The 15015-nt window shown below is 75.2% G+C and carries 1 protein-coding gene; it reads right to left on the reverse strand.

All coding sequences use genetic code 11. The features are described 5' to 3' along the window. Window positions 1-7 precede the first annotated feature (7 nt). Window positions 8-14959 (reverse strand): type I polyketide synthase, encoded by a 14952-nt coding sequence (locus tag EDC02_RS11945; RefSeq protein WP_148083433.1) that lies wholly within the window; start codon window positions 14957-14959, stop codon window positions 8-10. Between the last annotated feature and the right edge of the window lie 56 nt (window positions 14960-15015).

Genomic DNA, 15015 nt, shown 5'->3' on the forward strand with positions numbered 1-15015 from the left:
GCACCGGTCACGCGGCGTCGAGGGTTTCCAGGACGTGCTTGGTGAGCCCGGACAGCGTCGGGTGGCTGAAGATCCCCGACGGGGTCAGCGCGATGCCGGCCCGGTCGCTGAGCCGGCGGGACAGGTCCATGGCCATCAGTGAGTCCAGGCCGAGCTCGAAGAAGCCGCTGCGGGTGTCCAGCGGCCGGCCCGGTTCCAGCCGCAGCACCTCGACGAGCTGGTCCCGGATCAGGCCGAGCACGATCTGTTCCCGCTGCTCGCCGGTCGCCCCGGCCAGCCGTTGCGCCCAACCGGCCCGATCCGGCCCAACCTCGGTCGCCGCAACCGCTCGCCGCCGGCGCGGACGCACCAGACCACGCAGCAGGAACGGCACCGGACGACCAGGTTCCACGGCGGCCCAGGCATCGGGCCGCCCCGGCGCCCGAAGCAGTTCACCCGATTCCAGCGCGGCGGAGACGGTGGTGGACGCCGGAGCGAGGGTTGCGGCCGCAGCGGCGGCTGCGTTTTTCGGAGCGAGGACGACCACGCGGCCGACGGGGTGCCGGGCCGCCAGGGCGCGAGCTGCTCCATCGGCGGCGGCGGTGGCTACCCGGTCGGCGGGGCCGGTCAGTCCGGCGGTCGAGATGACGACCAGGAAGGCGGTGAGCGGGAGTCCGGCGGTCAGTTCCACCAGCGGTTCGAGGGTTGCCGCCCGGGCGTCGAGCTCGGCGGTGAGCTGGTCGGCGTCCAGTTCCGCGAGGGGGGTCGCCTCCCCTCCGGATACCGCGTGCACTACGGCGGTGAGCGGGTGCAGTGCGTCCAGCAGTCCTCTCACGGCGGCGGGATCAGACACGTCGCCGGCCACGACCGTCACGCCGGGGAGATCCGGGGCGTCCCCGCTCGCCTCCGGCCACGCGAGGACGATCCGGCGCCGGTCGTCCTCCGCGGCCAGGTCGAGGGCGACAGCGGGATCGCCGATCACCAGGACCGTGCCGTCCGAACTGGTCACAGTCGGTTCGGCGCCGATCGGAGTCAGTCGTGGGCGCAGGACGCGGCCGCCCCGGAGAGCCACCTGCTCGGCGTTCACATCGAACCCGACGGCATCGGTGTCGGTGTCGGTGTCGGTGTCGACCAGCAGGAAACGGCCCGGATAGGCGGCCTGAACGGCGGCGACCATGTCCCACACCGCGGCGGCGGCAGGTTCCACCGTGTCGGCCGCTTCCACGGCGACCGCCCGGCGGGTGCGGACGATCAGGCGATGGCCCTCGAGGTCCGGTTCGTCGAGCCACAACTGGGCCAGGCCGAGCACCGTGGCGCACGCCTCCGCCGGCGTCTCGGCCGGGACGTCGAACACCGCCGCATCGGCTCCGCCCAGGTCCGGCAACCTATCAGGGTCGTCGAGGACAGTCACGGCCAACGGCGTGGCCGCGTGTGCGAGCGGAAGATCGAACCACCGCAGGGTCAGGTCCCCGCCCGGCGCGCCGGTGCGAGCGGGCGCGGCCACGACCCGGGCCACGGCGAGGACCGGCAGGCCCGCCTCGTCGACGGCGTCCAGCGCGACGCCGCCGTCCACCGGTGTCACGCGTACGCGCAGCGCCGAGGCCCCCGAAGCATGCAGGGTCACCCCCTCCCACCGGGCCGCCGTCATCCCGGCGGCGGCGCTCAGCAGCAGCGGGTGCAGCCCATAGTGCTCGGCCGCATCCTGCTCGGCGCGGGGCAGCACGACCTCGGCGTACGGCCGGGTCTCGTCTGCCCGCGGCCGGTGTTCGGCAACCGGGCCAAGAAGCCCTTCGGCGAGCACCGCACCCGCCACCGACTCGACGACCAGTGGCCGGCGGCCCACCGGGTCCTCGGCGCCCACCCGCACACGCAGCTCGACGTCAGGGCCGGTGGGCAGCGAGCCGGTCAGTTCCAGGTGTTCCAGGACCGGGCAGTCCACCTCGTCTCCGGCGCGAATCGCGAGTTCGACCAGGACGGCCGACGGATCCGCCTCGGCGATCCAGGCCTGCTCCAGGCGGGCCACGACGAGAGCGCCGTCGGGCAGACCGGCCGCCGCGACCACCAGCGGGTGGCCGGAGCCGCCCGTACGCCCGGCGTTGGTCTGGCCGTTGAGCCAGTAGTGGCGGTGCTCGAACGGATAGGTGGGCAGCGTCCCGCAGAGTCGCCGCCACGAGCCGCCGCCGACCGGCACCGCGGTCGTCCAGTCGACCGGCAGCCCGGCGGCGAACGCAGCGGCCATCGCGGCCAGCAGGCGCTTCCGGCCGCCCTCGCCGCGGCGCAGGGTGCTGAGCACCGCCGTGGGCCGCCCGGTGTCGGCCATGACATCCAGCAGCGAGGTGGCGAGCCCGGGATGGGTGGAAATCTCGACGATGGCCCGCGCGTCGGTCGCGGCCGCACGGATGGCGGGGTCGAGCAGCACCGGCCGGCGGAGGTTGCGGAACCAGTACTCGGCGTCGAGCCGTTCGTCTTCCCCGATCCAGCGCACGTCCACCGTGGACAGGAAACGGCAACGGGGTACGAGGCCCTGCGCGGGACGCTCTCCGACCCCGTCGAGCGCGCGCAGCATCGGCTCGCGCAGCTCCTCGACGAGGAACGAGTGCGAGGCGTAGTCGGCGGCCAGGCGTCGGTGCCAGATGCCCTGGTCGGCGGCCGTGGCGGCGATGGCGTCGATGCCGCCGCGCTCGCCGGTGAGCACCACGGCCGACGGCCCGTTCACCGCGCCGATCTCGACCCGGCCGCCGCAGCCGGCGATCAGCTCCTCGGCGCGCTCACGTCCGGCGCCCAGCACGAGCGTGCCACCGCCGGCGGGCAGGCCGGCCGCGAGCCGCGAGCGGAGCACCACGATGTGCAGGGCGTCCTCCAGCGACAGCAGACCGGCCACGCAGGCGGCGGCGATCTCCCCCTGCGAGGATCCGAGTACGACGTCCGGCACCACCCCGGCCGCGGCCCAGATCTGGGCGAGGCCGGTCATCATGACGAACGTCGCGGGCTGCACGACCTCGACCCGGGACAGGTCCCCGTCGTCGCCGATGGCCCGCTCGACCGTCCAGTCGAGGCCGTACCCGGCGAGGATGTCGTCGCAGCGGCGCACCCAGGCGCGGAAGTCGGGCGAGGTGGCCAGGAGCTCGCTTCCCATGCCGGTCCACTGGGCGCCCTGGCCGGGGAAGACGAAGACCACGTCGGTTCCGGGCCGGACCGTTCCGCTCACGACATCGTCGCCGGGGCGGCCGGCGGCCAGATCACCCAGGCTCGCGACCAGCTCGCCGGGGCCGGAGGCGAGAACCGTCGCCCGTACGCGATGGTGGCTGCGGCCGTGGGTGAGGGCGGCCGCCAGGTCCCGCAGCGGGGTCTCCGTCCGCCCGACGGTCCCCGCGAGGCGCGCGGCCAGCTCCGCCAGCCGGTTCTCGTCGCGGGCCGAGAGCACGAACGGCAGGACCTCGTCGTGCGGTTCCGGGGCGGCCTCGGCGACGGCGGGCGGTTCCTCGAGGATGAGGTGCACGTTGGTGCCGCTGAGGCCGAAGGCCGACACCCCGGCGCGGCGGGTGTGGTCCGGGCGTACCGGCCACGGCCGCGCCTCGGTGAGCAGCCGGACCGTCCCGGCCGACCAGTCGACCTCCGGGGTAGGGGTGTCCACGTGCAGGGTCGCCGGCAGCTTCTCGTTCTCCAGCGCCAGCACCATCTTGATCACGCTGGTCACGCCGGCGGTGGCCTGGGTGTGCCCGACGTTGGACTTGACCGAGCCGAGCCACAGCGGGTCGGCGCTGTCCCGGTCGCCGTACGTCGCGAGCAGCGCCTGGGCCTCGATCGGGTCCCCGAGGCGGGTGCCGGTGCCGTGCGCCTCGACGGCGTCGACCTCGGTGGGTGCAAGCCCGGCCACCGCGAGCGCCCGGCGGATGACCCGCTGCTGGGCCGGGCCGTTGGGGGCGGTGAGCCCGTTGGAGGCGCCGTCCTGGCTGACCGCTGATCCGCGGACCAGGGCCCGCACGGTGTGCCCGTTGGTACGCGCGTCGGCCAGGCGTTCCAGCAGCACGACCGCGACCCCCTCGGCGTTGCCGGTGCCGTCGGCCGACGCCGCGAACGCCTTGCAGCGCCCGTCGGTGGCGAGCCCGCCGTTCTGGGCGAACTCGACGAACGAGCCCGGCGTGGTCATCACGGTGACGCCGCCGACGACCGCCAGCGAGCATTCCGCGTCGCGCAGCGCCTGCCGGGCCAGGTGCATGGCGACCAGCGACGACGAGCAGGCGGTGTCCACCGATACGGCGGGACCGGTAAAGCCGTACACATAGGACACCCGACCGGAGACCACCGAGACGGCGCCGCCGGTACCGCGCAGGCCGTCGGACTCGGCGTCGCCGCCGAACATCCCGTAGCCCTGGCCCATGACGCCCACGAAGACGCCGACGTCGGTGCCGCGCAGGGCGAGCGGGTCGATCCCGGCGTTCTCCAACGCCTCCCAGACGACTTCGAGCAGGATGCGCTGCTGCGGGTCCATCGCCACCGCCTCGCGCGGGGAGATGCCGAAGAACCCGGCGTCGAAGCCCCCGGCGTCGTGCAGGAAGCCACCGGCCCGGACCGGGATCCGCCCGAGGTCCCAGCCCCGATCGGCCGGGAACGGCGACTGCGCGTGCCGGCCGCCGGCCAGCAGGTCCCAGAAATCGTCCGGCCCGTCGATGCCACCCGGCAGCCGACAGCCCACCCCGACGACGGCGATGTCGTCCCGCGGACCGGCCGGCAGCACGGGCGCCACCGCGAGTGGCTGGTCGCCGCCGGTGAGCAGGTCCCGCAGGTAGCGGGCGAGCTCCCGGGGCGTCGGGTAGTCGAAGACGAGGGTCGCCGGCAGCGTGATCCCGGTGCTCGCGCCGAGCCGGTTGCGCAGCTCGACGGCGGTCAGCGAGTCGAGGCCGGCCGACTGGAACGGCAGGTCGGGGCCGATCTCCTCGGCGGATCCGTAACCCATGATCAGCGCGACGCGGGAGCGCACCAGGGCGAGCAGCACGGACTCCTGCTCGGCGGGGGCGCGACCGGCGAGCGACCCGGCCAGGTCGGCGCCGGCCGCCGTGGCCGACGCCCGGCGGCGTACCCGCACCAGCGAGCCGAGCAGCGGCTGCACCGGTCCCCCGGCGGCGGCGTCGGCCCGCGCGGCGGCGAGGTCGAGCTTCATCGGTACGAGGTGAGCGCGGTCGCTGTCGAGGGCCGCGTCGAACAGGGCCAGGGCCTCGGCGGGTTCCAGGGCGAGCACGCCGCCCCGGCCCATCCGCGCGCGGTCGGCGGCGCCGAGGTGCCCGGTGATACCGCCGTCCTGCTCCCACAGGCCCCAGGACAGCGAGACGCCGGGCAGGCCGGCGGCGTGGCGGGCGGTCATCAGGGTGTCGAGGTAGGCGTTGGCGGCCGCGTAGTTGGCCTGTCCGGCCGACCCGAGCAACCCGGCCGCCGAGGAGAACGCGACGAACGCGGCCAGGCCGCCGTCCCGGGTCAGTTCGTGCAGGTGCCGCGCCGCCGTGGCCTTGGGTGCGAGGACGGCGGCGAGCCGTTCCGGCGTCATCGCGTCGAGCAGGCCGTCGTCGAGGATGCCCGCGGTGTGCACGACGGCGGTCAGCGGGTGCTCGTCCGGGATGCCGGCCAGCAGTGCGGCCACGGCGGACCGGTCGGCGACATCGCAGGCGGCCACGGTCACCGTCGCGCCGAGTGCGGACAGCTCGGCGACGAGCGGCTCGGCACCGGGGGCCTCCGGACCGGTACGGCTGACGAGCAGCAGGTGGCGGACGCCCCGGGTGGACGCCAGGTGGCGGGCCACCATGGCGCCGAGGGATCCGGTGCCGCCGGTGACCAGGACCGTGCCGGTGGCGTCGAGGGGTGCCGGGCGGTGGTCCAGCCGGCCGACCGGGGCCAGCCGGGGTACGAGGACCGCGTTCCCGCGTACGGCGATCTGGGGTTCGCCGAGAGTCAAGGCGAGCGTGACGGCGGCCTCGGTATCCGCACCGGTCCCGGCGTCGAGCAGCACGATCCGCCCCGGGTTCTCGGCCTGGGCGGCCCGGACGAGACCCCACACCGCCCCCGCGTGCGGATCGGTGATCGCATCGCGGGTCAGGACCACCAGGCGCGCCTCGGCCGGAGCGTCGCGCAACCAGGCCTGGAGCACGGCGAGAACGTCGGCCAGCAGGCCGTCCCCCGGCATGGCCGCGAACACAGCGTCCTCGGTGGGAACGTCGGCCGGGCCGGTGATCGGGGTGGTGCGGACGGGCGCGGGCGCCGGATCCGGCAGCGTGATCTCCTGCCAGCGCACCTCGAACATGGCGTCCATGGCGGCCACCGGGGCGGCCGCCGGAGCGGTGGTGCGCAGGGTCGCGGTCAGCACCGGGGCACCGGTCCCGTCCGTGGCCCGCAGCGTCCAGGTGTCGTCGCCCGCGGGGGCCAGCCGGGCCCGCAGGACGCGGGTGCCGGTCGCGTGCAGGGCGACGGCCTCCCAGCGGCCCGCGAACCCGGTCCCGGCCGTCACCGCGTCGAGCAGGCGCGGGTCGAGATGGAAGCCGTCCGCCTCGGTGTCGTCGTCGAGAGCCGCCTCGGTCAGCGTCTCGTCGCCGTGCCGCCACACCGCCACCAGCTCGGCGTGGTCGGCGCCGGGGTCGGTGGGTTCGACTGCGGCCGGGGGCCAGGGGCCGTTGTCGGGTCCGGGCACGGCCGGTGTGGCGGCCGACAGCACCGCGGTGGCGTGCCGCACCCAGGTTCCGAACCCGTTGGGTGCACTGTGGATGGTCAGGTTCCGCCGGCCGGTCTCGTCCGGCGCTCCCACGACCACTTCCAGGCGTACGGCGTCGGACGGCCCGAGAACCAGCGGCGCGTCGACGGTCAGGGTGTCGAGCGTGGTGCAGCCGGCCTCGTCACCGGCCCGCAGCGCCAGCTCGACGAAGGCCGCGGGCGGCAGCGTGCCACCGTCCGGCAGCCACCGGCAGGACGCCGCCGTCAGCCGAGCGGTTCCGATCAGGCCGGCGGCGTCCGGCAGCGGGGCGACGGCCGACAGCAGCGGGTGGTCGACCGGGGTGAGTCCGAGCCCGGCCGCACTCGCGCGGGACCCGGAGGTACGCAGCCAGTAGTGCTTGTGGTCGAACGCGTAAGTCGGCAGGTCGGTCCGGGCGCCACCGGTGGGCAGCAGTGCCGACAGGTCGACGGGCACGCCGCGTACGAACAGCTCGCCCATCGCCGCGACGACGTTGCGCACCTCGTCCCGGCCGTCGCGCAGGGTCGGCGTGAAGACCGCGGCGACCTCCGCGGCGGCGCCGGTGTGGGCCGTCGCCGCGGACAGCCCGGCCCCGGGTCCCATCTCGACGAACAGGCGCCCCCCACGGTCGAGCGCGGTCCGGGTGCCGTCGGCGAACCGTACGGTGCGGCGTACCTGCTCGACCCAGTAGCCGGTGCCGGCCGGGTCGCCGTCCTGCAGGTTGACGACCGGGATGCGGGCGGGCTGCCAGGTGACACCGGCGAGGGCCGCCCGGAAGTCGTCGAGCATCGGGTCCATCAGCGCCGAGTGGAAGGCGTGCGAGACGCGCAGCGCGGTGACCTTGCGGCCCTCGGCGCGCAGCCGCCCGGCGGCGGCCTCGACCGCCTCCGCAGTGCCCGACAGCACGACGGACGACGGGTGGTTGACCGCGGCGAGGTCGGCACCGGCGCCGAGCAGCGGGCGTACCTCGTCCTCGGTCGCCGCGACCGCGACCATCGCCCCGCCGGTGGGCAGGTTCTGCATGAGCCGGCCCCGGCTCGCCACCACGAGGGCCGCGTCGTCGAGCGAGAGCATTCCGGCGACGTACGCCGCGCTGATCTCGCCGATCGAGTGGCCGACGAGCTGGGCCGGGCGCACACCCCACGACTCGGTCAGCCGGAACAGTGCCACCTCGGTGGCGAACAGGGCCGGCTGGGTGTACGCGGTCTCGTCGAGCAGCGCCGCCTCGGGGCTGCCCGGCTCGGAGAACACGACGTCACGCAGCGGGACACCGCCGGTCATGTGGGCGTCGAGGCGGGCGCAGACGTCGTCGAAGGCCCCGGCGTACGCGGGGAAGGCGTCGTACAGCTCGCGGCCCATGCCCGGACGCTGGGATCCCTGACCGGGGAACACGAACACCACCGACCCGGCCGCAGCCGGGGTGAGCTCCCCGGCGGCGACACCCGGTGCGGTCTCCCCCGCGGCGAGCGCGTCGAGGCCGGCCAGCAACCCGTCGGTACCGGCCGCCGCGACGACGGCCCGGTGGCCGAGCAGGGCCCGGGCCTCGAGCAGGGTCCGCGCGGTGGCGGCCGGCGGCGCACCGGCGGCGACCGCGGCGTGCAGGCGACGGGCCTGTCCGGCCAGGGCGGCCGGGCTGTTCGCGGACAGGACGAACGGCAGGACCCCGGCCGGGGGCTCGGCGACCTCGGGGGCGGCCGGAGGCGCCTGTTCGAGGATCAGGTGGGCGTTGGTGCCGCTGATGCCGAACGAGGAGACGCCGGCCCGGCGGGGCCGCTCCCCGGCGGGCCACGGGCGGCTGTCGTTCAGCAGGGCCACCGTGCCGTCGGACCAGTCGACGTGCGGGGTGGCCTCGGCAGCGTACAGGGTCGGCGGCAGCATCTCGTGCCGCATCGCCTGCACCATCTTGATGACCGAGACCACACCGGCGGCGGCCTGGGTGTGGCCCAGGTTCGACTTTACCGAACCCAGCCGCAGCGGGTTCCCGGGCGACCGGCCGTTGCCGTACGTCGCGACGATCGCCTGCGCCTCGATGGGGTCACCGAGTGTAGTGCCGGTGCCGTGCGCCTCCAGCACGTCGATCTCGTCGGCGGCAACCCCGGCGACGGCGAGGGCGGCCCGGATCACGCGCTGCTGGGCCGGGCCGTTCGGGGCGGTGAGCCCGTTCGAGGCGCCGTCCTGGTTGATCGCCGAGCCGCGGACGACGGCGAGCACCTGGTGACCCTCGCGCCGCGCGTCCGACAGCCGTTCGAGCAGCACCACGCCGACACCCTCGGACAGCACCGTGCCGTCCGCATCGGCCGAGAACGGCTTGCAGCGGCCGTCGGCGGCCAGGCCCCGCGCCCGGGAGAAGCCCATGACCCCGACCGGGGAGCCCATCACCGCCACGCCCCCGGCGAGCGCCAGCCGGCATTCGCCGCCGAGCAGCGCCTGGGCCGCCAGGTGGATCGCCACCAGCGACGACGAGCAGGCGGTGTCGACCGTCATCGCGGGGCCCTCGAGGCCGAACGCGTACGACACCCGGCCCGACGCGACGCTGCCCGCCGTAGCGGTCGTGGTGTAACCCTCAAGCTCGGCCGGTACGTCGGTCAGCGAGCCCAGGTAGTCGTGGATGGACATGCCGGTGTAGACGCCGACGCGTTCGCCGCGCAGCGACGAGGGATCGATGCCGGACGACTCCAGCACCTCCCAGGTGCTCTCCAGCAACAGCCGCTGCTGCGGATCCATCGCCAGCGCCTCGCGCGGCGAGATCCCGAACAGGGCGGCGTCGAACTGCGCGGCGTCGTGCAGGAAACCGCCGCGCCGGGCGTACGACGTGCCCGCGTGGTCCGGGTCGGGGTCGAACAGGGCGCCGAGGTCCCAGCCCCGGTCCTGCGGGAACTCCGACATGCCGTCCCGGCCCTCGGCGACCATCCGCCAGAGGTCGTCGGGCCCGGCGACACCCCCGGGCAGGCGGCACGCCATGCCGACGATGACCACCGGGTCGTCGCCGGTCGCGGTGGTCGTGGCATGTGCCGGTTCGGGAGCCGCGGAGAGGTCGTCCCCCAGGCGTTCCAGCAGGTAGCGGGCGAGCACCTCCGGGGTCGGGTAGTCGAAGACCAGGGTGGCGGGCAGCTTGACGGCGGTGACCGCGGAGAGGCGGTTGCGCAGCTCGACCCCGGTCAGCGAGTCGAAACCGATGTCGCCGAAGCGGTGCGTGTCGAGGGTGGGGTCGGGCTGCCCGAGGCCGAGGACGGTGGCGACCTCCTCCCGGACCAGGCCCAGCAGCAGCTCGGTGCGCTCCGGCTGGGACAGGCCGGCGAGGCGGCGGCCCAGGTCCCCGCCCGCACCGGCCGCAGCGGCCTGAACGGCCCGGCGCGGCGGACGTACGAGCCCGCGGTACATCGGCGGCACCGACCCCGAGGCGGCCGCGTCAGCGCGCAGCGCGCCGAGGTCGAGGCGGATCGGGATCAGCACGTCGTTGCCGGCCCCGATGGCGGCGTCGAAGATGCGCAGGGCGTCGGCGGCGGGCAGCGGGCGGACCCCACCGCGGCTCATCCGGGTCCGGTCGACCTCGCTGAGGGTCCCCGTCATCGACGTCTCGGGCTCCCACAGGCCCCAGGCCAGCGACACGGCGGGCAGTCCGGCCGCCCGGCGGGCCGCCATCAGGGCGTCCGCACAGGCGTTGGCGGCCGCGTAGTTGCCCTGGCCGGCCGAGCCGAGAACGCTGGCGGCGGACGAGAAGGCGGCGAAGACACCCGGCGGCCGGGTCCGGGTCAGCTCGTCGAGCGTGCGCAGCACCCCGGCCTTGGGCTGGAAGACGGCGTCGAGGCGGCGCGGGTCGAGGCCCGCGATCGTGCTGTCGTCGAGCACCCCGGCCGCGTGCACCAGCCCGGTGAGCGGGTGCCCGGCGGGGATGCCGTCGAGCAGGGCGGCCACGGCGGCGCGGTCGGTCAGGTCGCAGGCCACCACGCGGACGGCGGCTCCCCGCCCGTCCAGCTCCTCGACCAGCTCGGGCACGCCCTCGGCGGCCGGGCCGCGACGGCTGGCGAGCACGAGGTGGCGTACGCCGTGCCGCTCGACCAGGTGGCGGGCCAGCAGCCGGCCGAGCACGCCGGTCCCGCCGGTGATCAGCACGGTGCCGTCGGCCAGCGCGGTCTCCGGCGTCTCCCGCTCGACGAGGCGTGCCGGGACCAGCCGGGGGACGTGGACGGTGTCCGCGCGTACGGCCGACTGGGGTTCACCGGCGGCCAGCGCGAGCACGACGGCCCGGTACCGGTCGGCGCCCGGCTCGACGTCGGTGAGCACGAACCGGCCGGGGTTCTCGGCCTGCGCGGCCCGGAGCAGACCCCACACCGCAGCGGCCGGCGGGTCGGTGACCGGGCCGGTGGGGCCGACCGCGCCGCTGGTAACGACGACCAGCGGCACCTCGTCCGGGACGGGCTCGGACAGCCAGGCCTGGACGACGGCGAGCACCCGGCGCAGCAGGGGCAGCGGCTCGGTGTCCGGACCGCCTGCGGTGAGGTCGAGAACGACGGTCTCCGGCATCTCGTCGCCGAGTTCCCCGGCCAGCGCGATCCGGGCGACGTCGCCGGTGCCGGTGACCTCCGCCCAGCGGCCCGGCCCGGTCGTGGTCGCCGGCGGCAGGGTCGCCCAGTCCAGCTGCCACAGCGAGTCCGGCACCGGAGCGGCGGTGAGGTCGGCGACCGGCAGGGACACCAGGGATTCCATGCTCAGGACCGGGGCGCCGTGCTCGTCGGCGGCCTCGAAGGACAGCGCGTCGGGGCCGTACGGGGCGACGCGTACGCGCAGCGACCGCGCCCCGGTGGCGTGCAGCTGCAGCCCGTTCCACGCGAACGGCAGGACGTTGCGCTCGTCGTCGCGGCGGTGGAACGCGTTGGCATGCAGCGCGGCGTCGAGCAGGGCGGGGTGGATGCCGAACCGGCCGGCGTCCTCGCCGTGCCCGGCCGGCAGGGCGGCCTCGGCGAAGATCTCGTCGCCGCGCCGCCAGACCGCAGTGAGGCCGGCGAACGCGGGGCCGTAGTCGTAGCCACGGGCGACCAGGGCGGGGTAGAAACCGTCGATGTCCTCCCGTCGCGCGCCGGCCGGCGGCCACGAGGTGAAGTCGAAGGTGCCGCCGGGCGCCGGGGCCGCGGAGAGCAGACCGGTGGCGTGCCGGGTCCAGCCGGTCGCGTGCTCGCCGCTGCTGAAGACCTCGATCGGGCGGCGGCCGGTGGCGTCCGTGCCGCCGACGGCGACCTGGATGCGGACGCTGCCGCTCGGGGGCAGGGGCAGGGGTGCCTCGATGACGAGCTCGTCGAGGGTGCCGCAACCGAGCTCGTCCCCGGCGCGTACGGCGAGGTCGACGTAGACGGTGCCGGGCACGAGCACGATGTCCTGGATGCGGTGGCCGGCCAGCCAGGGGTGCGTGGTCAGCGACAGGCGGGAGGTGAGCACCAGGCCGTCGGTCTGCGGGAGGTCGACCACGGCACCGAGCAGCGGGTGGTCGCTGGACTTCTGGCCCAGCGCCTCGGGGCTGGTCCGCGTCCCCGGCATGGTGATCCAGTAGCGCTGGTGGTCGAACGGGTACGTCGGCAGCGGGACCGGTTCCGGCGTACGGCCCGGGGTCAGGGATTCCCAGGCGATCGGCACCCCGCGGACGAACAGCTCGGCCATCGACCGCAGCAGCCGGTCCCGTCCGCCGTCGTCGCGGCGGATCGAGCCGGAGGCGATGACGTCGGCCGCCACGGCGTCGGCCGTCGCGGTGATCGCGGCCAGCAGCGTCGGGTGGGCGCCGAGCTCGATGAACACGCGGTGGTCGCCGGCGATGAGGTCGCGGACGGCGGGCTCGAAGCGGACGGTCCCGCGCAGGTTGCGGTACCAGTACCCGGCGTCGAGGCGGTCGTCGTCGGTCAGCCAGCGGACCTCGGTGGTGGAGTAGAACGGAATCCGCGGCGCGGACGGGTCGAGGCCGGCAAGGTCGTTGCGCAGGGCCGGTTCGATCGCCTCGACGTAGTGGCTGTGCGAGGCGTAGTCGACGGCGATCCGCTTGAACCGGAACTCACGCCCGGCCACCTCGGCGGCGAGCTCGTCGAGGGCGGCCGCCTCCCCGGCGACGACGACGGCGGCCGGCCCGTTGAGCGCCGCGATCTCCAGCCGCGGACCCCACGGCTCGATCAGCGCGGCGGCCTCGTCGGCGGGCAGCTCGACCGAGGCCATGCCACCGCCGCGCGGCAGCTTGCCGGCGACCGCCAGGCTGCGCAGGATGACGACGCGGGCGGCGTCCGCCAGGGTCAGCGCCCCGGCCACGCAGGCCGCCGCGATCTCGCCCTGGGAGTGGCCGATCACCGCGTCCGGCGTGACACCGGCGGCGGTCCACACCGCGGCCAGTCCGAGCATCACCGCGAAGCAGGCCGGCTGAACGACGTCGACCAGGCCGAGGTCCGGGCCCTCGCCGCGCAGGACGTCGGCGACCGACCAGTCCAGCCACGGGTCGAACGCCTCCTGGCACTCGGCGATCCGGGCGGCGAAGACCGGCGAGCTGTCCAGCAGGTCCCGGCCCATGCCCACCCACTGGGTGCCCTGGCCCGGGAAGACGAAGACGACCTGCCCCGGGTCACCGGCCGGGCCGGTCCCGGCCACGGCGCCGCCCCCGGTACGCCCGGCCGCCAGCAGCTCCAGGCCGTCCCGCAGCTCATCGGCGTCGCGGGCGACGACCACGGCCCGGCGGCTCAGGCGGGCGCGGCCGGTGGCCAGGGTGGCGGCGAGGCGGCCGAACGGCACGTCGTCCACTACCGCGGCGAGGCGGCGGGCCTGTTCGGTCAGGGCGGTGGGCGACTGGGCGGAAAGCACGAACGGCAGTACGCCGTCCGGGTCCGCCGGCGCCTCCGCCTCGGGTGCGGCCGGCGCCTCCTCCAAAATCATGTGGACGTTGGTGCCGCTGGCGCCGAACGACGAGACGCCGGACCGCCGGGGCCGCTCGCAGGCCGGCCAGTCACGCCCTTCGAGCAACAGTTCGACGGTGCCGGGCGACCAGTCGACCTGCGGGGTGGGCGCATCGACGTACCGGGTGGCGGGCAGGTGGCCGTGCCGCAGCGCGAGCACGGTCTTGATGATCCCGGCCACGCCGGACGCCGCCTGGGTGTGGCCGATGATGGACTTGACCGAGCCGAGCAGCAGCGGCCGCCGCGGGTCACGGTCCTGGCCGTACGTCGCGAACAGGGCCTGCGCCTCGATCGGGTCGCCCAGCGACGTACCGGTGCCGTGTGCCTCGACCGCGTCGATGTCGCCCGGGGTCAGGCCGGCCGCTCGCAACGCCCGGCGGATCACCCGCTGCTGCGCGGGACCGTTGGGCGCGGTCAGGCCGTTGGAGGCGCCGTCCTGGTTGGCCGCCGAGCCACGGATCACGGCGAGCACCTGGTGGCCGTTGCGCCGGGCGTCGCTGAGCCGCTCGAGCAGCACCACCCCGGCGCCCTCGGCCCAGCTGCTGCCGTCGGCACCGGCCGCGAACGACTTGCAGCGCCCGTCGAACGCAAGCCCCCGCTGCCGGGCGAAGCCGACGAACCCGCCGGGGGTCGCCATCACCGTGGCACCACCGGCGAGGGCCATCGCGCATTCGCCCCGCCGCAGCGCCTGGCTCGCCAGGTGGATCGCCACCAGCGACGACGAGCACATGGTGTCCACCGTGACGGCCGGGCCCTCCAGCCCCAGACAGTACGCGATCCGGCCAGAGGCGACGCCGCCCGCGCTGCCGAGCGCGCGTTCGAGGCTGAGGTAGTGTTCCGCCCCGGCGAGGTCGGGTGCGTAGTCCTGGTGGACGACGCCCGCGAACACGCCGGTGTCCGAGCCTCGCAGGCTGCGCGGGTCGATCCCGGCGCGTTCGATCGTCTCCCAGCACACCTCGAGCAGTTGCCGCTGCTGCGGATCCATCGCCAGCGCCTCCTGCGGGGAGATGCCGAAGAACCGCGCGTCGAACTGGGCCGCGTCGTGCAGGAAGGCGCCCTGCTTGACGTACGTCGTACCGGGAGTGTCCGGGTCGGGGTCGTACAGGCCCTCGAGGTCCCAGCCCCGGTCGTCCGGGAACGGGGTGTAGACGTCGGTCCCCTGCGACACCACGGACCAGAAATCCTCCGGGCCCGTGATGCCGCCGGCGAAACGACATCCCATCGAGACGATGGCAATCGGTTCGTTGGCCGCGGCGACCAGTTCGCTGTTGCGCTGCCGCAGTCGCGCGGTTTCCTTCACCGATTCCCGGAGCGCCTTGACGAGGTCGTTTTCCGGCATAGCCACGTTCGTCCTCCAGAGCTGCAAGGGTCCCCGCCGGCGCGGCGGTGCGCCTCGGGACC

The organism is Micromonospora sp. Llam0 (genome assembly GCF_003751085.1).
In the GTDB taxonomy this organism is placed as follows: Bacteria; Actinomycetota; Actinomycetes; order Mycobacteriales; family Micromonosporaceae; genus Micromonospora_E.